At 67.2% G+C, this 26,869-nt stretch carries 21 protein-coding genes; 14 read left to right on the forward strand and 7 right to left on the reverse strand.

Going from position 1 to position 26,869, the window contains the following annotated elements; genetic code table 11:
- Positions 1 to 130 precede the first annotated feature (130 nt).
- Both KEG57_RS47625 and KEG57_RS47630 read right to left on the reverse strand, forming a co-directional pair.
- The gene (locus KEG57_RS47625; protein WP_272427738.1) at positions 131 to 838 is read right to left on the reverse strand and encodes a 3-oxoacid CoA-transferase subunit B; all 708 of its coding nucleotides are present in this window, start codon (positions 836 to 838) and stop codon (positions 131 to 133) included.
- A gap of 9 nt (positions 839 to 847) precedes the next feature.
- A complete protein-coding gene (locus KEG57_RS47630) occupies positions 848 to 1,609 on the reverse strand; it encodes a CoA transferase subunit A (RefSeq protein ID WP_272459760.1) in 762 nt (253 codons plus the stop codon).
- Between the two features lie 731 nt (positions 1,610 to 2,340).
- On the opposite strand from KEG57_RS47630, the gene KEG57_RS47635 reads away from it, so the two are divergent.
- The 3 genes from KEG57_RS47635 to KEG57_RS47645 all read left to right on the forward strand — a co-directional run bounded on the left by KEG57_RS47635 (position 2,341) and on the right by KEG57_RS47645 (position 4,398).
- Positions 2,341 to 3,255: a hypothetical protein gene (locus KEG57_RS47635; protein WP_272427740.1), complete on the forward strand. Its 915-nt coding sequence runs from the start codon at positions 2,341 to 2,343 to the stop codon at positions 3,253 to 3,255.
- 161 nt (positions 3,256 to 3,416) lie between these two features.
- Complete coding sequence (locus KEG57_RS47640) at positions 3,417 to 3,758, forward strand: helix-turn-helix domain-containing protein (RefSeq protein ID WP_272427741.1); 342 nt, start codon at positions 3,417 to 3,419, stop codon at positions 3,756 to 3,758.
- Between the two features lie 259 nt (positions 3,759 to 4,017).
- Positions 4,018 to 4,398: a hypothetical protein gene (locus KEG57_RS47645; RefSeq protein ID WP_272427742.1), complete on the forward strand. Its 381-nt coding sequence runs from the start codon at positions 4,018 to 4,020 to the stop codon at positions 4,396 to 4,398.
- Positions 4,399 to 4,567: 169 nt separating this feature from the next.
- Here the strand turns inward: KEG57_RS47645 and KEG57_RS47650 are convergent, their stop codons facing one another.
- Positions 4,568 to 5,428, reverse strand: coding sequence for a metallophosphoesterase family protein (locus KEG57_RS47650; protein ID WP_272427743.1), 861 nt, complete (start codon positions 5,426 to 5,428; stop codon positions 4,568 to 4,570).
- A 369-nt stretch (positions 5,429 to 5,797) separates the two neighbouring features.
- Here KEG57_RS47650 and KEG57_RS47655 point away from each other — a divergent pair, with 369 nt between their 5' ends.
- Positions 5,798 to 6,355: a hypothetical protein gene (locus KEG57_RS47655; protein ID WP_272427744.1), complete on the forward strand. Its 558-nt coding sequence runs from the start codon at positions 5,798 to 5,800 to the stop codon at positions 6,353 to 6,355.
- A 151-nt stretch (positions 6,356 to 6,506) separates the two neighbouring features.
- Here KEG57_RS47655 and KEG57_RS47660 read toward each other — a convergent pair whose 3' ends face one another.
- On the reverse strand, positions 6,507 to 7,562 hold the full coding sequence (locus KEG57_RS47660) for an alpha/beta hydrolase fold domain-containing protein (protein ID WP_272427745.1): 1,056 nt from the start codon (positions 7,560 to 7,562) through the stop codon (positions 6,507 to 6,509).
- A 1,020-nt stretch (positions 7,563 to 8,582) separates the two neighbouring features.
- On the opposite strand from KEG57_RS47660, the gene KEG57_RS47665 reads away from it, so the two are divergent.
- The 9 genes from KEG57_RS47665 (at position 8,583) to KEG57_RS47705 (ending at position 21,756) form a co-directional block, all read left to right on the forward strand.
- Complete coding sequence (locus KEG57_RS47665; protein ID WP_272427746.1) at positions 8,583 to 9,773, forward strand: efflux RND transporter periplasmic adaptor subunit; 1,191 nt, start codon at positions 8,583 to 8,585, stop codon at positions 9,771 to 9,773.
- Between the two features lie 42 nt (positions 9,774 to 9,815).
- Positions 9,816 to 12,959, forward strand: coding sequence for a multidrug efflux RND transporter permease subunit (locus tag KEG57_RS47670; RefSeq protein WP_272427747.1), 3,144 nt, complete (start codon positions 9,816 to 9,818; stop codon positions 12,957 to 12,959).
- A 556-nt stretch (positions 12,960 to 13,515) separates the two neighbouring features.
- Positions 13,516 to 14,379, forward strand: coding sequence for a pepsin/retropepsin-like aspartic protease family protein (locus tag KEG57_RS47675; RefSeq protein ID WP_272427748.1), 864 nt, complete (start codon positions 13,516 to 13,518; stop codon positions 14,377 to 14,379).
- Positions 14,380 to 14,808: 429 nt separating this feature from the next.
- Positions 14,809 to 15,453: an RNA polymerase sigma factor gene (locus tag KEG57_RS47680; protein WP_272459761.1), complete on the forward strand. Its 645-nt coding sequence runs from the start codon at positions 14,809 to 14,811 to the stop codon at positions 15,451 to 15,453.
- A complete protein-coding gene (locus KEG57_RS47685) occupies positions 15,408 to 16,766 on the forward strand; it encodes a FecR domain-containing protein (RefSeq protein ID WP_272427750.1) in 1,359 nt (452 codons plus the stop codon). The genes KEG57_RS47680 and KEG57_RS47685 overlap by 46 nt, the downstream gene beginning before the upstream one ends.
- The gene (locus tag KEG57_RS47690; RefSeq protein ID WP_272427752.1) at positions 16,763 to 17,809 is read left to right on the forward strand and encodes a hypothetical protein; all 1,047 of its coding nucleotides are present in this window, start codon (positions 16,763 to 16,765) and stop codon (positions 17,807 to 17,809) included. The genes KEG57_RS47685 and KEG57_RS47690 overlap by 4 nt, the downstream gene beginning before the upstream one ends.
- A 60-nt stretch (positions 17,810 to 17,869) precedes the next feature.
- On the forward strand, positions 17,870 to 18,883 hold the full coding sequence (locus KEG57_RS47695) for a hypothetical protein (RefSeq protein WP_272427753.1): 1,014 nt from the start codon (positions 17,870 to 17,872) through the stop codon (positions 18,881 to 18,883).
- A gap of 99 nt (positions 18,884 to 18,982) precedes the next feature.
- Entirely contained in the window at positions 18,983 to 20,218 is a 1,236-nt protein-coding gene (locus KEG57_RS47700; RefSeq protein ID WP_272427754.1) for a cytochrome P450, read from the forward strand.
- A 218-nt stretch (positions 20,219 to 20,436) separates the two neighbouring features.
- On the forward strand, positions 20,437 to 21,756 hold the full coding sequence (locus KEG57_RS47705) for a hypothetical protein (RefSeq protein WP_272427755.1): 1,320 nt from the start codon (positions 20,437 to 20,439) through the stop codon (positions 21,754 to 21,756).
- Between the two features lie 43 nt (positions 21,757 to 21,799).
- On the opposite strand, the gene KEG57_RS47710 is transcribed toward KEG57_RS47705, so the two are convergent.
- The 3 genes from KEG57_RS47710 to KEG57_RS47720 form a co-directional block, all read right to left on the reverse strand.
- Positions 21,800 to 22,579: a MerR family transcriptional regulator gene (locus tag KEG57_RS47710; RefSeq protein WP_272427756.1), complete on the reverse strand. Its 780-nt coding sequence runs from the start codon at positions 22,577 to 22,579 to the stop codon at positions 21,800 to 21,802.
- Positions 22,580 to 22,805: 226 nt separating this feature from the next.
- Positions 22,806 to 24,266 carry an amidohydrolase family protein gene (locus tag KEG57_RS47715; RefSeq protein ID WP_272427757.1) on the reverse strand — a complete coding sequence of 487 codons (1,461 nt, stop codon included), beginning with the start codon at positions 24,264 to 24,266 and terminating at the stop codon, positions 22,806 to 22,808.
- Between the two features lie 211 nt (positions 24,267 to 24,477).
- Complete coding sequence (locus KEG57_RS47720; RefSeq protein WP_272459762.1) at positions 24,478 to 25,218, reverse strand: extensin family protein; 741 nt, start codon at positions 25,216 to 25,218, stop codon at positions 24,478 to 24,480.
- A gap of 283 nt (positions 25,219 to 25,501) precedes the next feature.
- On the opposite strand from KEG57_RS47720, the gene KEG57_RS47725 reads away from it, so the two are divergent.
- Complete coding sequence (locus KEG57_RS47725; RefSeq protein WP_276605284.1) at positions 25,502 to 26,581, forward strand: helix-hairpin-helix domain-containing protein; 1,080 nt, start codon at positions 25,502 to 25,504, stop codon at positions 26,579 to 26,581.
- Positions 26,582 to 26,869: the final 288 nt, after the last annotated feature.

The raw sequence follows: 26,869 nt of genomic DNA on the forward strand, positions 1-26,869 counted from the left end.
GTTGGAAGAACTGCGCATCGCGCAGTTCTTCCACCCCGAGTCCAGGGCTTGCCCTGGTTCGGGTCGAGGGGCGAACAGCCCCCGCGGGGTCCGGGGCAGCGCCCCGGCGAAGCGCCTCCCAGCCGTTCCGCTACCCTCCTTGCGTGGCGGTCGACTCGAGCTGCATGGGGCGGAACGCGGGTGATACCTCGAATTCGGCCTCGGTGATGGCGCGGATATCGTCGACGGAGAGCCCGGGAAAGGCTTCTCGTAGCACGAGCCCGCCGGGAACGACGTCGAACACCGCCTTCTCGGTGACGATCACCTTGGTGCAGCGCTTTCCGGTCAGAGGCAGGGTCGTCCGGCGGCGAACCTTGCTCCCGCCGTACTTGTCGACGTGCTGCAGTGCGGCGATGATCCGCGGAACGCCGTAGCACAGGTCCATGGCGCCGCCGATGCCGGGCCACCAGCGCCCCTTCCGCTCCGTTGCCCAATTGGCCAGGTTGCCCTCCTGGTCGACCTCGAGCGCGCCCAGGATGCTCGTGCCGATATACCCGTTGCGCATGGCGCCCAAGGACGTGGTCAGGTCCATGATCGAGGCGCCGGGGAGCAGGGTGATGGGCTCGCCGCCAGCATTGGTCACGTCGCTGTCGGCGTCTAGCGTTTGCGGCTTTGGGCCGAAACCGAAACAGCCATTTTCGGTGTGAAAAATGACGTCGACCCCGGGCGGCAGGTAATTGGCCGTCAGCGTCGGGATGCCGAGGCCGAGGTTGACGACGTCGCCGTCTCGCAGCTCCAGGGCGCAGCGGCGGGCGATGATCACGCGGGGGTCGAGGGCGGCCTTTTCACGGCTGGTCATCAGGGACCCTCATCGAGCGACCGGGGCAAGCCGGCCGATCTTGATCCAGTGGTTGCGATAGAGCTCGTGCTGCTCCTCCAGGCTATGGCCCTGGACCACGGCCTGCACGAACGGCCCGGGGCAGCCCACACGGTCGGGCGGGATGGTACCGACGGGTACGATCTCGTTGACCTCGGCGATGGTGAAATCACCGGCCATGGCGATGTCCCGCTGGTTCTGGAGGCTGGTGTGGCGGAACTCCACATTGCCGAGCGGATCGGCTCGCCAGCCCTTGATGATCGACACCTGGGCGCGCAGCGCCTCCTCCACGAAGTATTCGCGTCCGTTCAGCGTGAGCTTCTGCTTGGGCTCCTCGAGATCGGGGAAGATGCCGGGCTGATCGAGGATGCTGATCCCCACCGGCACCAGGATCCCACCCAGCCCCACCGCCCCGGCGCGCACCTTCTCCGCCCACGTCCCCATGGGGAAGAACTGGCGGACCTTGAGGTTGCCCTGAAGGTAGGCTTCCGAGGATTCGTCGGACGTGGCGACGTGGGTCGAGATGAGCTCGCTGATCTGGCCTTGCTCGAACAGGCGGCCCATGAGAAACCCGCCCTTGAGGCCCGGCGTGACCGTGATGAGCGTCAGGTCACGGACGCGCTTCTCCAGCATCCACTCGATGCATTTCGCAGGTTCTGCGACACCGACGAACTCCCCCATCATCAGGCGGGTGCCATTCACGACGCGCGCCATCGCCTCGTCGAGCGGCATGATCTTCCCGCGTGCCATCATCGGCGCTCCTTTTCAGGTATCGAAGCGTGGTGAGGCTACAGAAGCTCCTCGGTGGTTGTCAACGGGACCGATCGAGCAGGTGGCCGCGCACCATGCCGTCGGCAAGCTGCTCCGCGCCATGCCGAAGGTTTACTGAACAGGCCACCCCGTTCCGGGGCAAACGCCGAGCCCGGTCAAAGGGCAGGGGGCAGTTGGCCCCCCTCGTTCGCCATTGCTCATTGCGGGGGGGCGGCGAGGACGTCGCCTGCAAGAACCTCAGCGAGGATTGCTCGTCCGGCGCCTGCTGCCCGGGGCTGTATTGCGCGCCGAACTCGGCGGGCACCACCTACATCTGCCAGGCGATCAACGAACCCGCTGCCGCTTCCGCTCCGGACTCCGCCGCCTGCCTCGTCGGCGAGCCCCCCGCCGTGATCGGACTCCGCCGCCTGCCTCGTCGGCGAGCCCCCCGCCGTGATCGGACTCCGTCGGTTGCCTCGTCCGCGAGACCCTCGCCCTGATCGGACTCCGTCGGTTGCCTCGTCGGCGAGCCCCCGCCCTGATCGGACTTCGCCGGGGCCTCGTCGGCCAGGCACCCGACGAGGTCCGACCTCCTCCGGGGTCTCGTCGACGAGGGGATCCGGGTGAACTTACGTTGTGATTGGGTGTAGGCACCACGAGGCGTCCTTCGGGTCGGCCCACGCCCGAGGAGAAGGGCAGGGTCGGCAAGGGCGTGAACTTGCAGGAGCCGTGCCATGTCGGACCCGAGCCCGTGGGAACTCATGGCCCTCGCCGAGGATCCCGCAGCGCAGATACTCCTCGACCTCGCGCACGACGAATCGCGGCAAACTCCCAATCGCTACGAAGGTGCGCCGATTGCCGAGCTTCTCATCGATCATCTCAAACAGATCCCGCTTGCCGCCGCCGCCTCCGCTTGGCGCCATGAGAAAGTATCGAGTTGCCTCAGCTCCGTGGTAGCGTGTTCCGTCTCACTCAGGCGAATGAGCATGGGCACCAAGAAACGGGGCGAGGGTCGGGTGGTCATCGCGGCATCGATCGCGTTCGTGTGCGCGTGCGGCGCGCGGTCGGAGTTCGAGACGACGGGTCCGGTTCCTGCCGGCACGACCTCGAGCTGCCATGACGACGGCGGCGCAGGAGGAGAGGCCGAGGTTCCCGAGGTTCCGGGCTGCGTTCTCCATGCCTCCAACGTCAGCGGTGCGGACCTCGGCCCCACGACCCTGACCATCCCGGAGTCACTCCCAGGAACCAGCCCAATCGAGGGATACTGGACGGTGGGCTGGGCCCTCGCCATCGTCGGCAAGGCCGGCGATGGCCGCTGGTTTCAGCTCTGGAGTCACGACCTCGATGCCCTGGCCTGTGGGAAGCCGTTGCCCCTCGTTCCCACCATGAACGAGGCGGGGCAAAACCACGTCCTGCTGAGGTGGGCGACGTCGACTGCCGATTGGACCAGCGCTTCGGGCACGCTCGACGTGGTCGCGTACGAGCCTGGCGTGAGCGTGGAGCAGCAACCCATCCACATCAAAGTCCATGGCGCATCCATGGCGCCACGCCCCGCGGAGCTCGGTAACCCGTCCAACGACGCCACGGGGACCTTCACCGCCGACCTTTCGTGCCGACTCGAGAAGTTCTGGCACATCCCACCCAACTGAAGGCGTGTTTCGCTTCTCCGGACCATGAAACAGCGGTGACCCAACGCGGGCCCCTCGTCTCTCCGAGGGGGGTCGTACGAATGTTTGTCCGCGGGGTTTGTCTCGGCGTGGAGTCTGTGGTAGGGACCTCGGGCCACCTCATGCCCGAGTAGGGAGGAACCGTGCCCCGACGAACCGAAGTCAATCCACTCTGCCTGAAAGTTGGCGCTCGTGTCTGCGAGCTGCGCCAAGAGCGCGGCATGTCCTTGCAGGATCTCGCCTTCGCCGGCGCGATGTCGAAAGAACACTTGTCGAGCATCGAGCAAGGTCTCGGTGCGATCACCATCGAGACCATCGAACGCATTGCACGCGCGCTCGGTGTGCCTTCGTTGTGCATCATCACCTTTCCGGCAGACGACGAGCTGAATCATCTTGCGGAGCTCGCTCGCAAGCTGCCGAAGGGCGAATGCCGAAAGCTCCAGAAAGGACTCGAAGCGCGCACGACGCGCGAACGCCCGACGTAGACGTAGGACTTGGCAGTGGGACCTGCCCGAACTGAGAGATCGAGCGCACGCGCATGCTCGAGGCCCTGGAGGCCACCGAGGGCGTACACTGGGCTCGACCGAGCCGCGTCCCGTCGAGGGCCATCACGGAAGGACGCGCAAACGCGCAGAGATGGAAGTAGAAGGTGAATGCGCGGGCGTGATTTGGGGCCCTTGCACTTGACCGTTCGGGGCACACGATTCGTGTGGACGGGGTGAGACGCGAGGAGGGGGAAGCCGCATGGATTCGTCGATTTATATTGCCAGGCTGATCGGGCCGCTGCTCCTGATGAGCGGTGCCAGTGCGTTGTTCGGTGGCAAGAGCTATCGCGCCATGGTCAAGGAATTTCTGGGCAGCCGTGCACTCATTTACCTGTCGGGATTCATGACGCTGCTCATCGGGCTCGGCATCGTCAACGCCTGGAGATCGGGTTGGCCGATCGGGCTGACCATCATCGGGTGGCTTTTCGTGATCGGCGGGGCGCTCCGCATGCTTTTCCCGGAGCGCCTCGTGCAGGTCGGGACGGCGATGCTCGACAAGAGGCCTGGGCTCCTGACGGGAGCGGGGATTGTCCTTCTCCTCCTTGGGCTCGGCTTGTCGTACGCCGGTTATGTGCCCTGAGACCTCGCTGCCGGCGGGCGGCTACCGCTTGCGGACTGGAAGATTATGGCAATGCAGTGATTCGATCGAGCGCGGGTGGGCTCACGGGGGAATGGGCTGCGAAGTAGGCCTGGAGCGCGTCGAGGTCGAGCGCGCCGTCCATCCCGCTCGAGGTGGACGCCTTTTGATGTCAAATACCTACGCGGGCGACCTTGCCGCGGTCATCGCTCGTGTAGAGGTTACGCGCGACGTGCTGGAGTGCGGGAAGCATGTTGTCCGCCACGAAGCGCGTCCCGGCCCGGGGGATGACCCTGCAAAAGGACGGTCGTCCAGAGAGCCGCCCGTTTTCGTGCTCGAAGACGCGGTAGCCTCCGAGCTCCGTGGAACTGCCCGCATTGAAGACGGAGAGCCCGCGCTCGCCCGCGCGGCTCAGGTCGAAGGCGCGAGGCGTGTGCCTATGGCCGTGGAGCACGAGGTCCGAGCGGCCGCGGACGCGCTCGATGAGCTCGGCGCCGAGCGAGAGCTCCGCCATGACGGGAGATCCGAGGCGAGCGATGAGCCATTCGATGGGGCTATCCTCGGGCAGCGGCAGGACGTGGTGGTGGAGCAGCACCGCGACCAGACAGCCCGAGGGGGCCTCGTCGAGCGCCGCGTCCACTTCCATGAGGACGCCTCGTGACAGCTCGCCATGCGTTTGAAAGTACGAGCGGTTGTGGGGAGCGGTCGAATCCACACATACGAGATAGAGACCGGGCCGATCCTCGACGCGAACGCGCTGGCCTTGCATCCATTCACCGCCTGCATCCTGCCCCGTGCGATCATGGTTGCCCGGAATGAACGTGACGCGGCCCTTTCGGAGGAGCGGCGCGAAAACCTCCTGGAAGCGGCGCGCCTCGGCGTGCTCCCCCTGGTGCGTGAGATCCCCCGTGACGACGACGTGATCGATGCCGTCGGACTCGATGCGGCGAACGAGCGCCGCGGCGCGCACGGCGCCGGCCGTCGACGAACCCAGGTGCAAATCGGAGAGATGAGCCAACCTACGTGACGTCATGCCCGGGCATGATGCACGCGTTCGGCGACGAACCTGCGAATCCCGGGTAAAACGCTGGCGAGGAGACCGTGACGGGATTCGCTCAGGAGGGCGACGGGATGGCGAAGACGGGCGTCGTGAAGTCGCCTCCAGCGGTTGGGCCTCCAGGATCTCGCGTTTGCCAAGGAGAAGAGGAGAGAGCGGCGGATCAGAACCGGTACGGCTCTCGCAAGGCGGCCGAGCGTGGGACAGAAGCAACCAGGAGGAGCTCGGCTGTCCATCACGCTCGAGGAGAGGGGCAACCTCGCCGCGTGTGGAAGTGGCGTTCCGCCGACGATCTCCTGGTCAGGACACAATCCGTTCGCGGCGTTCCGGCAGAGGGGGCAAACCATGGCAATCGCGCAGCAGGTAGCCGATCAGCAAAGCCTGTTCACCGATGATCTGCTCTACTTCGTCCTGAGACTCCGAAAGTCCCGTATCCGGTCGGTTGCGGAGCGCGTGCGGCGCATGTATCCGGACGAGTCGCCAGAGCAGCAGGCGCGTCGTCTCATTGCATCGACCTCGGCGATTTCCTTCGCCGCGGGCGGCCTCGTTCATGCGCCCGCCGCCGTCCCTGGGTTCGGCATCGTGTACGAAGGCCTGGGGTTCGTCGCAGGCGCATCCATCCTCACCAGGATGCACCTTTACCTCATCCTCGAGATAGCGCTGCTTTTCGGGAAGGACATCGACCAATCCGAGCGTGTGACGGAGCTCGTGGCCGTGGTGGCGGCTTGCGCCGCCAGCGCCGCCGCGCCGGTGGCTATCGCGATGACGTTGAACCCGGCCTTCGCCGTGCCTGCGGGAGCGCTCGCCGCAACGGCCGCCACCCGAGCGATCGGGGAATCGGCGATCCGCCGTTACAAGCGCTCGACGGCGCCCGAGGCGGCCACGGCCCCCGCGCCCGCCTGACGCTGAGCATTGGTCTCATCTTGGGAGGCGCTGCGCTGGGGCTTTGCCCCAGGCCCCACCGGGGCTATCCGCCCCTGGACCCGGGGCCAGCGCAAGCGCTGGACCCGGGGTCGATGAACTGCGCTCCGCGCAGTTCATCGAACAGGCCAGGTCAAGACCAACGACGACCCTGCCTATCAAAACCGCGGCGCCGACGATTCAACAGGCAACGTGCCCGTCGCCAGCGGGCAACGCACCTTCCTGGTCTTGCCAACGGCCTGTTGGAAGAACTGCGCGATGCGCAGTTCTTCCACGAACGGTCCAGGGCTTGCCCTGGTTCGGGTCGAGGGGCGAACAGCCCCCGCGGGGCCCGGGGCAGCGCCCCGGCGCGACCCCTCGCGATGAGACCAATGCTCAGCGCCTGACGCGGTATGCGTGATGTCCGCCGAAGAATGAAATCCGCTGCCTCGTCCAGAGCCTGGCCGGCTACGGGGACGTCCTTCGCCCACATCGGCGCGATCTGGTGAATCAACTTGAGAGACAAGGCCGGATCGCGGCGTTCGAGAGCGGGCTGATCCTCGCCGCTGCCGCTGATGTCGAGACAAGGCGAAAAGAGGACAAGCGCTTCAGGCTGCGGAAGTCCCTCGTCGCGCAGGGCCTGCGCAAGCAGCAGCGCAAGCCCGCCCCCTGCGGAATCGCCGAAGACGACGATGTTGCCCGCGCCATGTTCGGCGACCATGTCCAGATCGTGCTTCTTGACGGCCGCCGTGGTCTCCCTCCAGCTTGCCTCGGGGCCAAGCGGGTAGATCGGCGCCACGACCTCCGCATCGACGCGATCGAGCAGGCCAATAACCAGGTTCCACTGGATTTCCTGCAAATCTAGGACAAAGGCGCCGCCGTGAAGGTACATAAGGCGCAGCGGCGTTGATGGCGCACCCTTCCGGGACGCGTGGAACACGAGCATCCCGTCCCGCACCTCCTCGCGGAAGTCGATCTTGGTCAACAGGCGTTTGGGCGGGCGCTTCGGTCCCTCCGCTCGGTCCTTCTCGATCGTCTTGCGCAGCACCTCCGGATCGGAGAGGTTCGGCGCGAGCAGCTTGGTGAGCGTGTAGAGTGCCCAGCCGCGCAGATTGAAGCCACGCCGCGTGGCTGCCGCGCCCGCGATCGTTGCGGTTGCCAGGCCCGCACCGGCGATGACGCCGGCTTTCGCCATCTCGTCCTTCTGCATCCGCGCTCTCCTCCACCTGCCAGATAGGCTGTGTGTTGTCCGTCGCTCGGCGCGCCACGGCGAACCCCCTTGCCCGGTGCCCTGTCGCGAGCACCCGAAGGGTTCTGCGAGAGCGCGGGCGTCAGGCATCGATTCCACCGCAGCGGCGAGATCGAGCCGCGCCCAGTCGAGGACCGACGCTTCGAAGCCTGCGGGATGGTAGAACTGCGCAATGCGCAGTTCTTCCACGGGCCGGTGGCAAGACCAGGGACAACGTTGCCAGGGGAAAGGTCAGCGTCGCTGCCCTGGTGGGCAGGGTCGCTCCTGGTCTTGACTCGGCCTGTTCGAGGAACTGCGCATCGTGCAGCTCCTCGACAAACCTCGAAGCATTTCGGCTTCTCTCTCTCGCTCCTTACCTATGGACTCCTCCTCGCTGCGCGGGGCCGTTGCCGTGGGAATCGTGCTTCATCGTCGGGTTCACTCCAACGGGAGCCTCCTCTCGGCTTGGGCGAGTGTACAACATGGCCGGCAGGCGAACCTCTTTCGCCCTGACCGGCGCGGCCCACGTGCCAGGTGGTATGTCAAGGTGAGATGTCCAAACAGCTCTTTGGGTTCGAATCCGAGCTTGCGAAGATCGACTCCATAGCTTGCTCTTCGCCCTGAACCCTTGCACCTCATATTGTTCGTGGTAAACCTGGTCCGTTTTGAACGAGATGGATCCGTAAACCAAGGAAGGCCGTGTGGGGCGCCACGACCCAGGAGCCGTGCATGTCTCTCGTTCTGGCTCCGAGGTTCCCCTCCCTTTCACCACGGCGGCATGACAGGAACGGTATCGCTGCGCCCCCGTTGTGCTTGGGCGTGAAGAAGGGCGAATTCCCGTCCTGACGTGACCACCATACGCCTCGCCATTACCTCCTCCGCGCGCGAACCCCACGGAGATGTTCCGCGATCGGACCAGGCAGGAGCCCGCTGCGTTCGTTCCGGGGCATCCATCGGCGGCCATTTCGGACAAACTCCGCGAGAGACCGATAGAACAACGACATGCAACACCTTCGTCTCCTCTTCGTTTGCGCGACGCTCCTCACGGCCTGCGCGTCCGCCGAGACGAGCACGCCGCCGCCTCCGCCGCCGCCCCCCGAAGTCTCGGTCGTGTCCGTGGCGCCGCACGCCGTGGTGCTCGAGGACGTGCTTCCAGGCCGCGTCGTGCCGGTGCGGGTCGCGGACGTCCGGCCACTCGTGTCCGGCATCGTGCGCGAGCGGCTCTTCAACGAGGGCGACACCGTCAAGGCGGGGCAGGCTCTCTATCGCATCGACCCCACGGTCTTCCGGGCCGAGGTCGCGAGCGCCGCCGCGACGACCGAGCGGCAACGCGCTGCCCTCGCGATCGCGACACGGGAGGCCGAGCGCGCGCAGCGCCTCGAAACGAGCGGCGCCATCGCGGGCCAGGCGGCCGATAACGCGCGCAGCACGGTCGACATCGCGCGGGCCGACCTCGCCATCGCCGAGGCCTCGCTCGCGCGGAGCAGGGTCAGCCTGCGTTACGCCACCGTCACGGCCCCCATCAGCGGACGAATCGGTCTCTCCCGCGTCACCGAGGGGGCGCTCGTGGGGACCACCGATCCGATCCCGATGGTCACGATCCAGCAGCTCGACCACGTGTACGTGGACATCCGCCAGCCGGTGATGCGCTACGAGGAGCTGCGCAAGCGCCTCGCGCGGGGCGAGCTCGAAACGAGCCAGGGCCTCCCGGTCACGTTGCTCTCGATGCGCGGCGAGCCCTACGCAGAGCAAGGACGACTGCTCTCGACCGACGTGAACGTCGACCCGTCGACGAGCGAGCTGACGTTGCGCGTGCTCGTCGAGAACAAAGATCTCCACCTTCTGCCGGGGATGTTCGTCCGCGCGCGTATCCCCGTCGGCCGAGAGCCCCAGGCGATCACGGTGCCGCAGCAGGCCGTGCTCCACGATCCCGCGCTCGGCGAGAGCGTGCTCGTGGTCGACCCCAGCGACCACGTCGTGGTGCGTTCCGTCACGACGGGGCGCATCGTCGAGGGGCAGCAGATCGTTCGCGACGGGCTCACGTCGGGCGACCGCGTCGTCGTCGAAGGACAGGATCAGCTCAAGCCCGGCATGTCGGTACGTCCCTCGACCTGGAAGCCGCCGCCGAACCGGCCGAGCGCGCCCTCCGAAGCTCCTGCGGCGACGGCCGCGCCGAGCGCATCGCCCCCCTAACCCCTGACGCGGCGCGCATGCCCGCAAGCGAATAACGAGATCATGCCGCGTTTCTTCATCGAGCGCCCGGTCTTCGCGTGGGTCGTCTCTCTCTTCATCGTCTTGCTCGGCGTGCTCGCGCTCCAGCGCCTGCCGGTCGAGCGCTACCCGACCGTCGCGCCACCGAGCGTGAACGTGACGGCCGTGTACCCCGGCGCGACGCCCTCCACGATGAGCGAGAGCGTCCTCGCGCCCATCGAGCGCGAGATTTCAGGCGTGCCGCATCTGCTCTACTTCGAGTCCTCGTCGGACACGTCGGGCGTCGCGCAGATCACGGTCACGTTCGAGCCGGGGACCGATCCCGAGCTGGCCCAGGTCGCGGTCCAGAATCGTCTGCGCACCGTGGAGCCTCGACTGCCGCAGACGGTCCGGCAGATCGGCCTCGCCGTCGAGGCGTCGACCTCGAACTTTCTCTGCATCGTCGATCTGCGCTCGCCCGATGGCCGGTACGACGAACAGACGCTCGGCGACTTCCTCTCGCGGGGTATCGTCGAAGAGCTGAAGCGCGTCCGCGGCGTGGGCAGCGTGCAGGTCTTCGCCGCCCCGCGCGCCTTGCGCGTGTGGCTCGACCCCGCGCAGCTCACGGCGCTCGAGGTGTCGATCGAGGACGTGGCGAACGCCATCCGCGCGCAAAACGCGCAGGTTTCGCCGGGCCGGGTGGGCGACGCGCCGACGGTTCCGGGACAACGCGTGACGATTCCCCTCGTCGTGCGGGGCGAGCTCGAGACGCCCGAGGAGTTCGGCGCCATCGTGCTGCGCGCACGAGCGGACGGTTCGCGTGTCCTTTTGTCGGACGTGGCCCGCATCGAGCTCGGCGCGCAGAGCTACCGCACCTCGACGCGAACGGACGGCTCGCCCTCGGCCGGCGCGGGCGTGATGCTCTCGCCGGGGGCGAACGCGGTGGAGACAGCCGCGCTCCTTCGCGCGCGCGTCGCGGAGCTCGCCGAGGGTTTTCCGGACGGGATCGAGGTCGGCATTCCGTACGACACGGCGCCTTTCGTTCGCATTTCGATCGAGAAGGTCTTCAAGACCTTCTTCGAGGCGATGGCGCTCGTGTTCGTGGTGATGTTCGTCTTTCTTCAGAACCTCCGCTACACGCTGGTGCCCGCCATCGTCGCGCCGATCGCTCTGCTCGGCACGTTCGCCGTCATGTATGCGACGGGGTATTCGATCAACGTCCTGACGATGTTCGGGATGGTGCTCGCGATCGGCATCATCGTCGACGATGCGATCGTCGTGGTCGAGAACGTCGAGCGCATCATGGCGACCGAGCGCCTCTCGCCAAAGGAGGCGACGAAGAAGGCGATGAAGGAGATCACCGGCGCGGTCATCGGAATCACGCTGGTGCTGTCGGCCGTGTTCATTCCGATGGCGTTCGCGTCGGGCTCGGTCGGGACGATCTACCGACAGTTCAGCCTCTCGATGGCGGTGTCGATCCTGCTCTCGGCGTTCCTCGCGCTCTCGCTGACGCCCGCCCTCTGCGCGACCCTCTTGAAGCCGGTGTCCGCGCACCACGATGCAAACCGCGGTGTGTTCGGGCCTTTCAATCGTGGCTTCGCGTGGCTCACCGAGCGGTACGGCCAGGGCGTCGGTCGCGTGGTGAAGCGGAGCTGGACCGCGCTCGTCTCGCTCGTCGCCATCGGCGTCGGGGCGGCATGGCTCTTCCGCGCGTTGCCGGGCTCGTTCCTGCCCCAAGAGGATCAGGGCTACTGGATCTCGAGCGTCGCGCTACCTTCGGATGCGACCGCCGAGCGTACCGATCAGGTGATCCGCTCGTACGAAGCCTATGTTCGCGAGCGACCGGGCGTGCGTGCGGTGGTGGCCATTCAGGGCTTCGGCTTCTCCGGCTCGGGCCCGAACGCGGCGCTCATGTTCACGATCCTCAAAGACTGGGACGCGCGCCAAGGCGCAACGGCCCAGGGAGAGGTGCAAGCCGCGAACGAGCGTTTCGCGGGCCTCCGCGACGGAAGCATGTTCCACGTCCTGCCCCCTTCGATCGATTCCCTTGGCACGAGCTCCGGGTTCGCCATGCGTCTCGTCGATCGGCGCAACCAGGGGCAAACGCGCCTGCTCGCCGCACAGAACCAGCTCCTCGCCGCTGCCGCAAACAGCCGCGTGGTGGCGGGGGTGTATCCAGAGGGGTTGCCCGACGGCGCGTCGGTGCGCGTGGAGATCGATCGTCAGAGTGCAGAGGCCTTCGGTGTGTCGTTCGCGTCGATCAACGCGACGCTCTCGGCGGCGCTCGGCTCGATGTACGTCAATGACTTTCCAAACGCGGGGCGTTTGCAGCAGGTGATCCTGCAAGCGGAGCCCGAGGTGCGCATGCAGCTCGACGACGTGTTCGCGTTGCCGGTGCGCAACCAAGAAGGTCGCATGGTGCCGCTCTCCGCCGTGGCCACACCTCGATGGGAGCGGAGCCCGCTCCAGCTCGTTCGCTACAATGGGTATCCCGCCGTGCGTCTCTCCGGCACCGCAGCGAGCGGCTTCAGCAGCGGAGAAGCGATGGCCGAGATGGAGCGTCTCGTTTCGCAGCTTCCCCCGGGCTACGGCGTCGAATGGACGGGGCTCTCGTATCAGGAGCGTCTCTCGGGCAATGAAGCGCCCGCGCTCCTCGCGCTCTCCCTGCTCGTGGTGTTCCTCGTGCTCGCCGCGCTCTACGAGAGCTGGTCGATCCCCGTGTCCGTCCTGCTCGTGGTTCCCCTCGGTTTGCTGGGCGCGCTCTTGGCGGTGAAGCTGCGCGGCATGCCGAACGATGTGTTCTTCAAGGTCGGCCTGATCACGCTGATCGGGCTTTCCGCGAAGAACGCCATCCTCATCGTGGAGTTCGCCAAGCAGCTCGAAGAGGAAGGGCGCGGGACGGCGAGTGCGGCCATCGAGGCAGCACGATTGCGCTTGCGTCCCATCCTGATGACGTCCCTTGCATTCACACTCGGCGTCGTCCCTCTCGCGATCGCAAGTGGCGCCAGCGCGGAAACGCAGCGCGCACTCGGTACCGGTGTCCTCGGCGGGATGATCAGCGCGACGGTGCTTGCACTTCTGCTCGTCCCCGCGTTCTACGTCGTCGTGAGAAGCGTGGTGAAGCGGCTCTCGCCCGAAGCCGCTGGCCGCCGCCCGGAGCCTGCGCCGTCCATTCAACCTACCGAGTGAGCGTCAAGGCGCGGAGCTGGGGCTTTGCCCCAGGCCCCACCAGGGGCTATCCGCCCCTGGACCCGGACCAGCTCAAGCGCTGGACCCGGGGTCGATGAACTGCGCGATGCGCAGTTCATCGAACAGGCCGAGGCAAGACCGGCGAGCGCCCCCGCCCACCAAGACCGTTCAACGGGCAACGTGCCTGTCGCCAGCGTGCAACGCACCTTCCTGGTCTTGCCACCGGCCTGTTGGAAGAACTGCGCAACGCGCAGTTCTTCCACGAACGGTCCAGGGCTTGCCCTGGTTCGGGTCGAGGGGCGAACAGCCCCCGCGGGGCCCGGGGCAGCGCCCCGGCGCGACGCCTTGCGATGACCGCTCCCGCTCCCGCCTCCATCGCCCGCGGCCGAAGAATGCTATGAGCTCTCGTGTGCATCTTCGCCTTGCTTTGGTGCTGCTCCTCTCCTGCGCGACTGCCTGCGCCCCGGCTGCCCCCGCGCCTCCCCCGCCTAGCGCCCCCCCTTCTCCAGCTGCGCTCCCCTTGCCTGGCAGACCGTTACCGCTTCCCACGCGCTTCGTGGCTGACCGGTTCTTCGTGGAGCCCATCACCACCAGCGGCGCCCGGCTGCTCCTCTACACCGATACGGGCGGCGGACTCTTCCTCACCCGCAGCGCTGTCGAGCGGCTTGGGCTCCCGACAGAGCAGATCGCGGGCGACGAGGGGCTGGCCGAGGGCGTACTGCTCCCGCCCTTCAAGCCTGAGGCTTCGATTCCCCCGGTGACTGTGCTTGGGGGGCACCTCGGCGTGGCCTCGAAGGCCAAGAATGCTTGTGAACGTGAGAGCAGCGACGGCATGCTTGGCCAGGCCTGGTTCCAGGGCCGCACGTGGACCTTCGATTACCCGGGCCGCCGGCTCCTCCTCCGCGCCGCGGGCGATCTGCCGGCGCACGACGCGTCTCACCGGGTCTCGCTTGGTTTTCCCATGAACCAAGCTGGCACGCGGGCGACCAACTTTCCGCGCATCCAGGCGCAGATCGACGGCCAGACCGTGGATTTCCTCTTCGACACGGGCGCGACCGTGAATCTCACGGATCAGGCGGCAGCGGCGCTCGCGGACAGCGGGCCTCCGGTGCGCGCCACGAGCTTCATCGTGCAGTCCACCTTCGACCGGTGGCGCCAGGATCACCCGGAGTGGCGCGTGATCGAGGGCGCCGACCTTTGCGTCCGCAGGGAGCCGATGATCGAAGTGCCGCGGATCATGGTCGCGGGCCACGAGGTTGGGCCGGTCTGGTTCGTGCGGCGACAGGATGAGAATTTCCACGAGTGGATGTCGCAGTGGATGGATAAACGGGTGGACGGCGCGCTGGGCGGGTCAGCGCTTCGCTACTTCCGGGTGACCGTCGCGTACCCGAGCGCGGTCGCCGTGTTCGAGCGGCCATGACGAAACCCGCGCCGATGGCCGAGCACTTGCGATGATCGCCGGCAGGCATCCGTCGGAGCACCGCGGGCTACGCTGACATCGACCCGCAGCCGGAGACCACTTCGAGGTCGGCAAGCCGACATCGACCCGCAGCCGGAGACCACTTCGAGGTCGGCAAGCCGACATCGACCCGCAGCCGGAGACCACTTCGAGGTCGGCAAGCCGACATCGACCCGCAGCCGGAAGGCTCGGGAAGGTCCGCGTGTCGGCATCGACATCGCGCCGATGACCTTCGGGAGGTCTCCGAGAAGGGGTCAAGTACGAGCTTTCGGCCTGGAGGGGGCTTCCGCGTGGGTAACTCCACTCGCTCTTGAACCTCATGGAGGCTTTCCCCGTAGGTTCCTTTTGACTCGTGAGCCGTGCGCTCTCCCTGCGGAGACTCCACGCGTAGTGTCTGCCCTCCTCAAGCTCGTCCCCCGTCCCGCCGTCCCCCGGGACGCGTTTGCCGGGGATGATGCCGCCCTCGTCCTCGCCTTTCGCCGCGGCGACCCCGGCGCGCTCGCCACGCTCTACGATCGCCACGCCGATCACGTCCACCGCGTGCTCTACCGCATCCTCGGCTTCGACCACGAGCTCGCCGACCTCCACCACGACGTCTTCGTCCGCGCCCTCGGCTCGCTCCCCAAGCTCGAGGATCCCAGCGCCCTCAAGGGCTGGCTCACCATGATCACAGTCCACGTCGCCCGGTCGTCGATCACACGCCGCCGGCGCCGCAAATGGCTCTGGTTCCTGCCCAGCGACGAGCTGCCCGAGGTTCCGTCGAGCGCTCCCTCCGAGGAGGTGCTCGATGCGCTGCGGGCCACCTACGCCGTCCTCGACACCCTTCCCGCCGAAGAGCGCATCGCCTTCGCGCTTCGTTTCATCGACGGCATGGAGCTCACCGAGGTCGCCGCCGCGTGCGGGACCTCGCTCGCGACCATCAAACGACGCCTCGCACGCGCGGGGGCTCGCTTCGAGGCCGAGGCGCGTAGACATCCGGTGCTCGAGCCATGGCTCGAGAGAGGTACCCGATGGGGCAATCCGAGCGATCGCTGACGAACCTGGGCCAACAGGTCGCCACGCTGCAAGATCGACATCCGGCGGCGAGGCTCGAGCGCACGCAGGGGCGCGCGCGGCTGCTCGAGGCGACCATCCCCCGCACATCGCGCCGACCGAGGTCGCTCGCCGTCGGCCTCGCTTTGTTGCCGGCGGCGGCGCTGCTCGTCATCGTGCTCATGGCGAGCGTCGCGACGCGGCCCCGTGCGTCCCTGCGCTTTTCGGTCGGCATGACCGAACCCGGGGCCGTCGGCGCGTGGATCGCCGCACCGAAGGCCGCCGAGCTCCCGATCCGATTCTCGGATGGCTCCGAACTCCACCTCGCGCCGGGAGGGCGCGCCCGGGTCACCGCGATCGACGCGCACGGCGCCGAGATTGCGGTCGAGCGGGGCACGCTCGATCTCTCCATCGTCCACCTCGACCGCGCCCGCTGGACGGTATGGGCCGGACCGTTCCAGGTCCACGTCATCGGCACGCGCTTCGAGATCCGCTGGGACCCCGCGACCGAGCAGGTCTCCGTCGGGCTACGCGAGGGCGCGATCACCATCTCCGGGCCGGTCGTGGGGGACGAGCGTGCTGTCCGCGCCGGCGAGCGGCTCACCATTTCGCCCGCGCAGAATACCCTCGAGGTCGGCACCGTCGACGAAAGCGCGGCCCCCGTACCCACCGCGGTGGTACCGACCGAGCCCCCGAAAGACGCGGTCCCGCCTATCCCGGACGCACCCTCGACGAGCCCCACCGCCCGCGTCACCGTGGCCGAATCGCCTCGGCCGCACGCTCGAGCGAATGCCAGCGGCTCGTCCGTTCCTCCGCCGGTGGTGGCGCCGGCGGGGCCCGGATGGCGCGCCCTTTCGCTCGAAGCAAAGTACAAAGACGCCCTCGCAGCGGCCGAGCTCGAAGGGTTCGACGTGATCTGCGAAGGCGCGAGCGCGAGCGATTTGCGCGCCCTCGGCGACGCGGCCCGGCTCGGCGGCAGCGCGGCGCGCGCCAGCCAGGCCTTCACGTCGCTCCGCAGTCGCTTCCCCGGCTCCCCGGAGGCAGCGGCGGCGGCGTTCATTCTCGGCCGGATCGCGCAGGATCAGCGAAAGGACCACGCGGGGGCCGCCGGCTGGTTCGTGCTCTACCTACAAGAGCAGCCGGGCGGCGCGTTTGCCGCGGAGGCGGCCGGACGGCTCGTCGAAGCGGAGGACAAGCGGGGAGACCTGGCCGGCGCGCGGCGCGCGGCCGAGCGATACCTCGCCGCGTATCCGAGCGGCGTCCACGCAGCGTATGCGCGGGGCGTGCTCGCCCGCGGAGCGAGCTCGGCGCCATGACGCGCCGGCGCTCGTTCGTGTGTTTCCTGGCCGCCGCCGTGCACACCCTCGTGGCTGCGCTCGCGCCTGCCGCGCGCGCCGGGGATGCCGTCTCCAGCATTGCCGTCGTCTGCGCCCCCGGCGATCGTTTTGGCCTTCGTGTCCAGGCCGAGCTCGAAGCGCTGGGCTTTCGGACAGCGCTCCTCGATCCCGGGGTCGAGCCGGCCTCGCGCGCCTCGCTCGAGGCCACGGCGCGCAAGGCGGACGCCATCGCGGCCATCCGGGTCGTCCCTTCCGAGCGCGGCGTCGAGGTGTGGGTCGCCGATCGCGTCACGGGCAAGACCGTCCTGCGCGAGATCACCGACGCCGGTGGATCCCTCGACCGTGACGCTGCGCTGGCGCTACGAACGGTCGAGCTCTTGCGCGCCAGCCTGCTCGAGGTCGCCGTGCCGGGGGTCCCTCCCGGCGAGGTCCCCGCGACGCCCGAGCTCCGCGAGAAGATGACCCTCCCCGCGCCAGGCGCGCTCGCCGGAAAGCGCGAGCCCCCCTCGCTGCGCCTCTCGCTCGCTCCTGGCCTGCTCCTCAGCCCCGGCGGCTTCGGCGCCGCGGTAAACCTCGGTATCGGCCTCGCCTGGATGCCCAGCGCGCACGTCGGCGTAAGCGGCTTTGCGGCGATTCCGCTGACGAGGCCCCGCGTCGAGGGCGCCGAGGGCAGCGCGGATCTCTCGGTTCTGCTGGCCGGGGGAGGCATGCGGTTTGTCTTCCATCCACGCGCGACCCGATGGGCGCCGTTGGCGGAGCTCGGGATCATGGCCGTCTCGCTGGAGAGCCACGGGACAGCCAATGCAGGGTTTCTTCCGGGGTCGGCCTCCGCGGTGACGGTGGCCCCTTTCGTGCGTGTCGGCCTTTCGTGGGTCGCGACGCCCATGCTCCGCGTGCGCGCGGATATTCTCGCCAGTTTCATCGGCCAAGGGGTCTCGGTTCAGCTTGCCAAACACGAGGTCGCGACCTGGGGCAAGCCGATCGTGCTCCCCGCCGTGGGCGTCGATTTCGGTTGGTTTTGATGAGCCGTGGCGGCCTCCCGGGAGGACTTCATCCTGGAACCTTCAAAGGAGGTCATCAAAATGAAGCATTGCATGGCAGCGCTCGGGACATTGGCCATGATGAGCAGTGGCTGCGAGGCGATCGTACTCGGCCCCGTGGAAGCTCGACACTCGGAAACCGTGGTGGGCCCGAACCCGCCGGACCCGCACCCCAACGCGATCGCAATGCGCGTCGCCGAATTGACCCTCCTGCCCGATACCCCGCATGGGGTCTTCGAACCGCAATACCAGGAGATACCGGATCCCGACGCGCTCGTGCTCTTCTTCAGCGATTCGCTCCAGGAGTGCAGCCAGCCGGTGATCGAATCCGGAACCCCCGTTCCGGCTTGTATCGATCCCTTCTGGCAGCTCTTTCTCGTCATCCCACCCGAGCTCAATCGTCCTGGCGTCATCGACCTCCAGGACCGTCGCATCTTCAGCTACCTCGGCGTTTCGCTGCCCTCCTGCGGCGGCGCCACCGAGTCGTATGGCCACGGATTCGTGGGCACGCTCGAGATCGTCGAAAGTGATGCGACCTCCGTCTCCGTGAAGCTGAACACGGGGACGCTGCCGCCCCCGTACCCGGACGTCGACGGCGATTATACCGCCACCTTTTGCAGCACGGCGCCCCCGCCGAGCCCGCCTTCCCCCGCGCTGGCGGTCCAGGGCGAAAACCTCGCCACGCCGCCGGGCGGCGCATCCCCGGATCCCGACGCGCTTTACCTCTTCCTCGGGACCGAGCCCGGGAGCTGCCAGGATCCTTGGTCACCCATCGATTGCACGCACACCTCGCGCGTGATGCTGCGCCTCCCGCCGTCGCTCCAGACGCCTGGGATCATCGACCTCACCGACCCGGCCATCGCCGCGTCCTACTGGCGTGGCTCGGCGCCGGGCTGCAATGATGCGACGGACACCGGGCCTTTCGCGGGAGGCACGATCGAGATCCTGAGCATCGATGCAGGCGAGGTCCTTTGCAAGGTCTACGGAAGCGCCACGCCGCTCGACTGGGGCAGCTTCAATGCCGACGGCCTCTACGCAGCGACGCTCTGTCCGTAACTTCACCCTGCCTTTTTCGCGGATGGGCGATCCAGAGCACGAACCGCGCGAAAAATTGCGGTTTGACCTTGACCCAAGGTCAAGGTGCACACTCGCCTCATGAACGACACCACGTTGACGGTTCCCATCCCGCACGGCCTTCCCATGGCGCGCGATGCAGGCCCCTTCGACCCGCCCCGCCAGATCACCCGGCTGCGCGAGGCTCGCCCTGTCAGTCCCATGGTCTTCCCCGACGGTCACGAGGGCTTTCTCGTCACCGGCTACGACGCGGTCCGAAAGGTCATGGCCGACACCCGGTTCAGCTCCCGCCAGGACCTCGGCATTCTTCACGTGCCGTACGAGGTCCCCGGCATGCCCGCCATCACCGAACCGCCTCCGCAGGTGCCGGGCTTGTTCATCGCCATGGACCCGCCGGACCACACCCGGCTGCGGAGCAGGCTCACCGGCGCCTTCACCGTCAAACGCATGAAAAGGCTCGAAGAGCAGATCACCGACATCGCCGAGCGGCAACTGGACGACCTTTCGCGCCTTCCCCCGCCGGTCGACCTGGTCAAGGCGTTCGCGCTGCCGGTGCCCTCGCTGGTGATCTGCGAACTGCTCGGTGTCCCCTACGCGGACCGGGGGAACTTCCAGGTCAACTCCGCCAAGTTCCTGGAGAAGGACATTCCGCTCGACGAGAAGATGGCCGCGTACGGCGCAATGACCACGTACCTTTCCGAACTGGTCACGCGCAAACGCGCCGCCCCCGGCGAAGACATCCTGTCCGACCTGGCCCGCCATGACGACCTCACTGTCGAGGAGCTGACCGGCATGGCCTTCCTGCTGCTGCTCGCGGGCCACGAGACCACGGCCAACATGCTGGCACTGGGCACCTTCGCGCTCCTGGAGCACCCCGAGCAGCTCGCCGAACTGCGCGAAAACCCGGATCTGCTTCCCGATGCCGTCGAGGAACTCATGCGCTACCTGTCCGTTGTCGATATCCTCTATCGCTACGCCACGGAGGACATCGAACTCGGCGGCGAAACAATCCGCAAGGGATCGACCGTCGTTGTCTCCTTGCTGGCCGCCAACCGCGACCCTCAGCGCTTCGACAACCCCGACACCCTGGACATCCACCGCGAGGCCCGCGGTCACCTGTCCTTCGGCCACGGCTTCCACCACTGCCTCGGCAACCAACTGGCCCGCCTCGAGATGCGGGCCGGTTTCGAGGCATTGCTACGTCGCTTCCCGACCCTCGAGCTCGCCGTCCCCGCCGGCGAAGTGAAACTCAAGACCAACATGCAGATCTACGGCGTCCACGAACTGCCGGTCACCTGGACGGAAACGGCCCGGTAAAACCGCCGGCCGAGCGCGTGACCTTCATGCGCGCATAGGGCGCTGCCCGTACCATTTTGCGGGATAGGTGCCTGGTAGCAATGTGACCTCGCGTGCAAAACCCCTGGCGACGTTGCGGGACTGCCAAGGAGCCGCCGTGGACATCGCACACGGCCGGGCGCAGGCGTGCACGTCGGATCCCGTCCTCATGGAAGAGGCCGGCGAAAGAGGTGACTGCAATGCGTTGGAATACACTTGCTGCCGTGCTGTTCACGGCGACGCTCGCCGCTGCTTCGAGCTGCGAGCGCAGTGAGCCCGAGCCCGTCGACGAGGCACAGCAGCCGGTCTGCAGCAAGGAGGACCCCGTCGTCGAGGACGCGCGCGTGGCCATCAACAATGGGCGACAAACCTTCCGGTTCGATACCTTCGGTGACGAGGCATTCTGGGGCGGCCAGCTTCGATTGCACGAAACCATCAGGAACCTGACCCCCGTCCAGGCGCTCGGCCTCGGCCTCAAGGTGGACGTCGAAGCATTGCCCAAGCCGCTCCAGCTCAAGATCAAAAAAGGCCAGGTCGACCTCAACTCTGCGGCGACCACGCTCGCGCTGCTCAGGTTGAACGCGGTGGTAGGCGTGACCGGGTTCTTCGACGGGAAGGACACGCTCGTCTCGGTGGGCATTCAATGCGCGCTCTGCCATTCGACCGTGGACGACTCTTTCTCTGCTGGCATCGGCAAGCGCCAGGACGGCTGGCCAAACCGCGATCTGAACGTGGGCGCCATCATCGCTTCGGCGCCTACGGTGGCGCCGCTCGCCGACCTGATTGGGCTCACCGAGGCCGAGCTGCGTACGGTGCTCGTGAACTGGGGCGTCGGAAAATTCGACGCCGAGCTGATTCTGGATGGCAAGACCGAGAACGCGACCGGAGGATCGGCGGCCACGCTCATCCCCGCGGCGTTCGGCCTCGCCGGCGTCAACCTCCACACGTATACGGGCTGGGGCTCGGTCACGCACTGGAACGCGTTCGTCGCGAATCTCGAGATGGGAGGGCAAGGCATTTTCTTCGACCCACGTCTCGACGACGCGGACAAGTTCCCGATCGCCGCGGCAAATGATTTCGACGATGTCCGCGATCCCGTGGACCGCATCACGCCGAAGCTCGCGGATTTGCACTTCTACCAGCTCGCGCTCGAAGCGCCGAAGCCACCTGCCAACACCTTCCAGCCTGCGGCAGCCAAGCGTGGCAAGGACGTCTTCAACGACCCGCAGAGGGGGGATTGCGCGCGCTGCCACGTGCCACCGATCTTCACCGAGCCCGGGTGGAACATGCACACGCCGGCGGAGATCGGAATCGACGCTTTTCAGTCGAACCGGTCGCCCGACGAGCGCTACCGGACCACGCCGCTCGGTGGGCTCTTCACGCGAAAAAAAGGCGGCTTCTATCACGACGGTCGCTTCGCCAACCTCGGCGAAGTGGTCGACCACTACGAGTCCGTTTTCAACCTGAACCTGTCGCCAGGCGACAGGGCCGACCTGATCGAGTACTTGAAGTCGCTCTGACCGGGGCCCGGAGCGGAGCGACCGCTCCCCCGCTTCCGCTTCGTCATTGATTCGGAATGGGCACGCCCGCGGAGCGGAGTTTCTTCTCGACGAGCTTCGTCAGCCTCGCCCAGGCCAGTGCCCGGTCCTTCCCGTAGCGGCTGATCATCCCGTACCGGGCGTCGGCGTCCTCGCCGCGGCCTTGGAGGCTGGTCAGGATCGCCAGCAGCCCGGGGTTTTCGAGGAAGTGAGCGACTGTGGCGTTCGCGAGCTCCTCGATGCGCGGGTCGTCCGGCGCCCAGGCCGCGGCCTCCCAAGAGCGCTTGGACAACTCGACGAACTTGGTGTCGCCGAGTGCGCGCTCGACCTCGGTGAGGTAATTGTCGAAGCCTTCCGGGACCAGCGCCCTGGCCAGCACCAGGCCGTCTCGGATGTCCGCAATGTTCTCGGCGCTCAGCCCGAAGTCGGGCAGCCGGTCGAGGAACGCACGTGCTCGGTCGGGCAGCAGGACGCCGTCGCCGTCGGCGAGCCGGTGCAGCATGTCGCGTCGGGCGATCAGGTCCTCGATCCGTTCGGTGAGGCGCCGCTGGACGTCGGCGAGGGCGGCGGCGAACGGCTCGGCGTCGGCGTCCAGCATCGGCCCGATCTCGGCCAGCGGCACGCCGGCGGCGGCCAGCGTCCGGACCTGGACCAGCCGGAGCAGCTCGGCCGATCCGTAGCGTCGGTAGCCGGAACTGTCACGCCGTGGTTCGTCGACGAGTCCGTGCTTGTGGTAATGCCGCACGGTCTTCACCGTGACCCCGGCGAACGCCGCCGCCTGGCTGATCGTGACGCCTTTGCTCATCGGCTAGCCGACCCGGTGCTGGTAAATGGCGGCGGTCTTGCGGACCGCATCGACGATGGCGGGTTTGCTGAGTTCGTCGAGTTCGTGGTGTTCATCCGATGAGCATGAACTCTGACCCAAGGTCAAGGTCAAGAAGCCCGTTGGGCTGCCCTCGCTGGCGTGGACTCTCGCCTCGACACCGCCTCACTGCGCCTGTAGGGGCCCCTCCGCGAGCTCCGCACGCGATTCACACCGCGTCCGTGTGACCGGCGCAGCCGTAGAAGTGGCGGATGGCGCGATCGAGCTGCGCCGCCGCTCGCTCGTCCGGTGGCGATGCGGCCCAGGACGCCCGCGCCTCCGCGACGAGTTCGGCCTCGAGCCTCGCCCGATCGACCGTGACGCACCGGCCATCCTCGACGAGCACCCGGCCGCCGACGATGAGCTGCTTGATGTGCTTGCGGGTCGCCCGGGTCAGGAGCGTCGCGACCGGGTCCTGCGTGGCAGAGAGCACGTCCGTGGACATGGCCGCATGGTCGAGCACCAGCAGATCGGCTGGCGCGCCAACGGTCAGCTTGCCGCCACCGTCATCGCCACGGACCGCGCGCCGGCCATCCACCGCAGCCGCCCGGAATAGCCGCTCGGCCGAGAGCACGTCGGTAAGGCCGATGCCGCGGTGATGCAGCCACACGAGGCGCATTTCACGGAGGATGTCGTCGTCGTCCTCCATCGCGTTCGCGTCGAGGCCGATGCCAAAGGCGAGGCCCCGGCGGATGAAGCGGTCGACCGGAGCGATCCCCGACCGCAGGCGAAGATTCGACGACGTGTTGACGGAGACGATGACACCGCGCTCGGCAAGCAGCGCGCATTCGTCCTCCGTCAAGTAGATGCCGTGCGCGACGGAGAGCCGCGGTGATAGGAGGCCGAGCTCGTCCAGCCGGCGGACGATACCGCCCGGGTAGGCGGCATCTGCCCATTCTCGCTGAAAGCGGGTCTCGAGCAGATGCATGTGTACGCGGCGGCCCGAGAGCGCCGAGGCCTCGGCAATGGCGGCGAGTGAGGCGTCCGAGACCCACTGCGGGCCCACCGGGCAGTACTGGACGGAAAAACTCTCGTGCGCCAGAGCGGCGATCTCGTCGACGAGGTGCAGGTAGTCGCCGATCGATCGCCCGGTGCGGAGACGGGCTTCGAGCCGGCTGCGGAGGGACGCGTCGGCCAGGTCCAGGAATCGGGCTTGATCGCCATAGACGAGCGGGTTCCGGTCCTTGAAAGGTACGGCGAAGGCGACGTGAATGCCGACATCGTGCGCGGCTCGAGCGACCGCTTCGGCTTCCTCGAGGAGCGCGCTCTCGTCCTGCGGATTGTGGGTGTGGTTGGTCGCAGCGATGCCGCCCTCGGCCATCCGGGCGAAGGCGACGGCGGCGCGAAGATAGGCCGAGACCCTGGGCTCGCGCCCAAGCGTCGGGAGCCACGTCTCGAGCGCATCGTCCAGCGCGCCGAAGGCAAACGGCCGGAGGCCCCGGCCGTGATCGTGCGCGTTCGAGGGCGCTGCGATCGCTATCGTGCCACAAGGCCCGCCGCCGAACGCGTCGAATGCCGCGATCCGTCCGCCCTCGATCCGAATCCGCGCGGGGCCCGACGCGGGCTCCCGTCCTGGATCGGCCAGAACGGCGTCCACGTCGACAGCAGCGATTTCAAGTGTGGTGCTCATCGCTCGTACTCCCTAGGGTACAGCATCCACACCCGTGAAGGTAGCGCGGCGAGTTTGTCGGCCCGCCTTCACACGTCCCTTCCGAAGGCTCGCTCGATGATCGCGTCCTTTTCCGTCCACCCAGCGCGTCGAACTCGGCCTCGAAATCCCGGCTGCGCACGCCGCCGGGGGAGGAGCTCCGGATGCGGCTTTGAAAAAGCGCGCGCTCCGCTCACGGGTTCTCCGTGCTTTCGTTCACCGTCGAGGCGCTGTTCGACGCAGGCGGCGGCACCAGCGGCTGCCCGCCGTCATAGATCTCCACCATCCGGAACGGCGCCATGTCGAAATGGAAATGGTTGTCATGCCCCGCGTAGCCCGGCCCGAGCAACACCCGGAAGACGTCTTTCCGTGCGATGAGCCGCCGCGCCAGCGTCTTCAGGAACCGCGCGTGGATCGCCGCGTGGCCTGTCTGCGCCTTCCAGTGCGAGAGCACGCGAACCTCGAAGCCGTTCTTGAAGCCGGCCGGGATGCCCTCCGGCAGGCTTTGCCCTTTCGGCAGCGGGCCGAAATCGAAGCCCGCAATGTCGATGGCGTTACCCAGCGCGTGCTCGCTGAGGAACTCGGGGTACGCGGCAATGCGGCGGCAGCTGTACGTGCCGAGGTGCACGACGCGGCTCGGGGGGCGACCGTAGATCTCGGTAGCCACGTCGGCGGCGATCTTCTCGAACGCTTTCAGCCGGTCGCGCAGGCCGATATAGACTTTGGTCGTGGACGAGAAGCGCAGGTTGTCGCCTGCGTAATCGACGAGCTCCACCTTGGGACACTGGAGGGGCCCCGCTTTCGGCACCTCGCGCGGGATGGTGTCGAGGGCGTAGGGGGCCTCGGGCGTGGGGTCGGCGCCGGCGGTGCCCAGGGGAGCAAGGGCGAGGAGGGAGAGAGCCAAAAAGGGCAGGGCACGCAGTGGGCGGCGCATGATCCGGTTGGACGAGGCAGGGCGCGAAACGATTCTTCTCCGCGGGAACCCCGCTTGCCTCACGGCTCCAGGCACTTGCAGACTCCCCCCGCGCCGCACCACGTCATGACGACCATGTCAGCGCAGCTTGTAGAGCGCCATCGTGGCCTCGCCGTCCCTGACTGTCCCGCAGGCCTTTGCAATGGGCCGGCGCGGTCCAGCGGTCGTCCGGTGGCCACGCGCAACACGCGCGCAGCGCTGCTCGCTCTGTTACCTGAACGTATACGAAGAAAATTATAGTGATTTGCTGACGGCGTATTTGCTGCTATCTTCGGCGCCTCAACCTGCTTACCACGAGGTGTCTCCAATGCGCTGTCTAGCTCTGCCCTTTCTTGCCATGAGCTTGGTCACTGTTGGTTGTGGCGGTGCCGATTCCCAGGAGCCATCGGAGCTGCTCGGGACCCAGCGAGCGTCGCTCACCGAGACCGACGTCGATGTGGCGCCGGAATGTCAGGGGATCATTGATTTCGTCAACGCGGCATCGTTCCAGACGCTGGACGCTTATTTGCCGAGCGACGTTGCATCGAACCTCGTGGAGTATCGCGCGGTTTCGCCCTTCGCGACGCTGGCGGACGTCTCCTCCGTTCCGCTCGTCGGGGCGGCTCGCCTCGAGCAGATTGAAGGCGGGGCGCGGAGCGAGGGGTATATCGGCTCGAGCTGCGTCGGAATCATCGACGAGCTGGCTGTCTCCGCTGACGACGCGGCCAGGATGGTTTCGCTGGTGAATACCGTCAGCTCCACGGAGTTGCACGATATCCTACCCTACGCGTGGAACGGCGCGACAAACCTTCTCAACCAGCGACCCTTCGCCACGGTCGAGAGCATTGCCGCCACGTCGGGGATCAGCTCGGTGAGCCTGCGGAATATCCGGAACGCCGCAACGTTGAGCGATCCCCTCGAGGACCTGATCGCGGCGGTGAACGCGCTGCCGCAGCCTGATTTCGGCGCGAACATGGCCCGCCACTTCGACAGGTACGACCTCACGACGGGGTCGCATTACTATTCTCTCCATGGGTTGGAGTGTTTCGGGATCGATCCTGACTCCCTCCCCAATGGCGCGAGCATTCGAGCCAACCTAGCCGACGCTGCAGAGGTGCGCGCGGAGGTCGAGAGCACTGTCGATTATGCGAATCGATCGAATCAGCTCCCTGCGAGCGTCGTCTCGCAAGGGCTCGCGAACCTCGACGAGCGGATCGCAGGGCGCTCCTTCAAGGGCTGCTATTTCAGCTACTCGAATGATCCCTGGAGCGGGAACAACGTCGCGTTCTTCGTCGATACCGTTTCCGGCTTCAGCGTGCTGACGGAGACGTACTGGAGCGAATGAGCCGGTTTGCTCCTTCCGCGGGCGCTCAGGGTAAATAACCCGCCACGTATCCCTGGCAGCCGCCACACCGGCAAGGCCCACAAGGCTCCTCAACAACGGTACACGAGCAGAGCCCGCTCCCGCTTCCGCGTCCGTGTCCGCTCCCGTTCACGCGTCCGTGTCCGCTCCCGTTCACGCTACCCCTCCCCAAAGTGGCTGGCACCTTGGGTCCCGGCTCGACATGAGGAACGCTCCTGGATTGCCGACCCGCCTGTGGTACTGGCACGCGCCTCGCAAGGCGGCCGTCCC

The sequence above is a fragment of the Polyangium jinanense genome (assembly GCF_028435365.1).

Bases quoted from the DNA above. Each gene is read 5' to 3' on its own strand.
- KEG57_RS47705 (WP_272427755.1), top strand. From the start codon at position 20,437: ATGCGTTGGAATACACTTGCTGCCGTGCTGTTCACGGCGACGCTCGCC.
- KEG57_RS47645 (WP_272427742.1), top strand. From the start codon at position 4,018: ATGGATTCGTCGATTTATATTGCCAGGCTGATCGGGCCGCTGCTCCTG.
- KEG57_RS47695 (WP_272427753.1), top strand. From the start codon at position 17,870: ATGAAGCATTGCATGGCAGCGCTCGGGACATTGGCCATGATGAGCAGT.
- KEG57_RS47660 (WP_272427745.1), bottom strand. From the start codon at position 7,562: ATGCAGAAGGACGAGATGGCGAAAGCCGGCGTCATCGCCGGTGCGGGC.
- KEG57_RS47630 (WP_272459760.1), bottom strand. From the start codon at position 1,609: ATGATGGCACGCGGGAAGATCATGCCGCTCGACGAGGCGATGGCGCGC.
- KEG57_RS47715 (WP_272427757.1), bottom strand. From the start codon at position 24,266: ATGAGCACCACACTTGAAATCGCTGCTGTCGACGTGGACGCCGTTCTG.
- KEG57_RS47720 (WP_272459762.1), bottom strand. From the start codon at position 25,218: ATGCGCCGCCCACTGCGTGCCCTGCCCTTTTTGGCTCTCTCCCTCCTC.
- KEG57_RS47685 (WP_272427750.1), top strand. From the start codon at position 15,408: ATGGCTCGAGAGAGGTACCCGATGGGGCAATCCGAGCGATCGCTGACG.
- KEG57_RS47700 (WP_272427754.1), top strand. From the start codon at position 18,983: ATGAACGACACCACGTTGACGGTTCCCATCCCGCACGGCCTTCCCATG.
- KEG57_RS47650 (WP_272427743.1), bottom strand. From the start codon at position 5,428: ATGACGTCACGTAGGTTGGCTCATCTCTCCGATTTGCACCTGGGTTCG.
- KEG57_RS47710 (WP_272427756.1), bottom strand. From the start codon at position 22,579: ATGAGCAAAGGCGTCACGATCAGCCAGGCGGCGGCGTTCGCCGGGGTC.
- KEG57_RS47690 (WP_272427752.1), top strand. From the start codon at position 16,763: ATGACGCGCCGGCGCTCGTTCGTGTGTTTCCTGGCCGCCGCCGTGCAC.
- KEG57_RS47655 (WP_272427744.1), top strand. From the start codon at position 5,798: ATGGCAATCGCGCAGCAGGTAGCCGATCAGCAAAGCCTGTTCACCGAT.
- KEG57_RS47625 (WP_272427738.1), bottom strand. From the start codon at position 838: ATGACCAGCCGTGAAAAGGCCGCCCTCGACCCCCGCGTGATCATCGCC.
- KEG57_RS47670 (WP_272427747.1), top strand. From the start codon at position 9,816: ATGCCGCGTTTCTTCATCGAGCGCCCGGTCTTCGCGTGGGTCGTCTCT.
- KEG57_RS47635 (WP_272427740.1), top strand. From the start codon at position 2,341: ATGTCGGACCCGAGCCCGTGGGAACTCATGGCCCTCGCCGAGGATCCC.
- KEG57_RS47665 (WP_272427746.1), top strand. From the start codon at position 8,583: ATGCAACACCTTCGTCTCCTCTTCGTTTGCGCGACGCTCCTCACGGCC.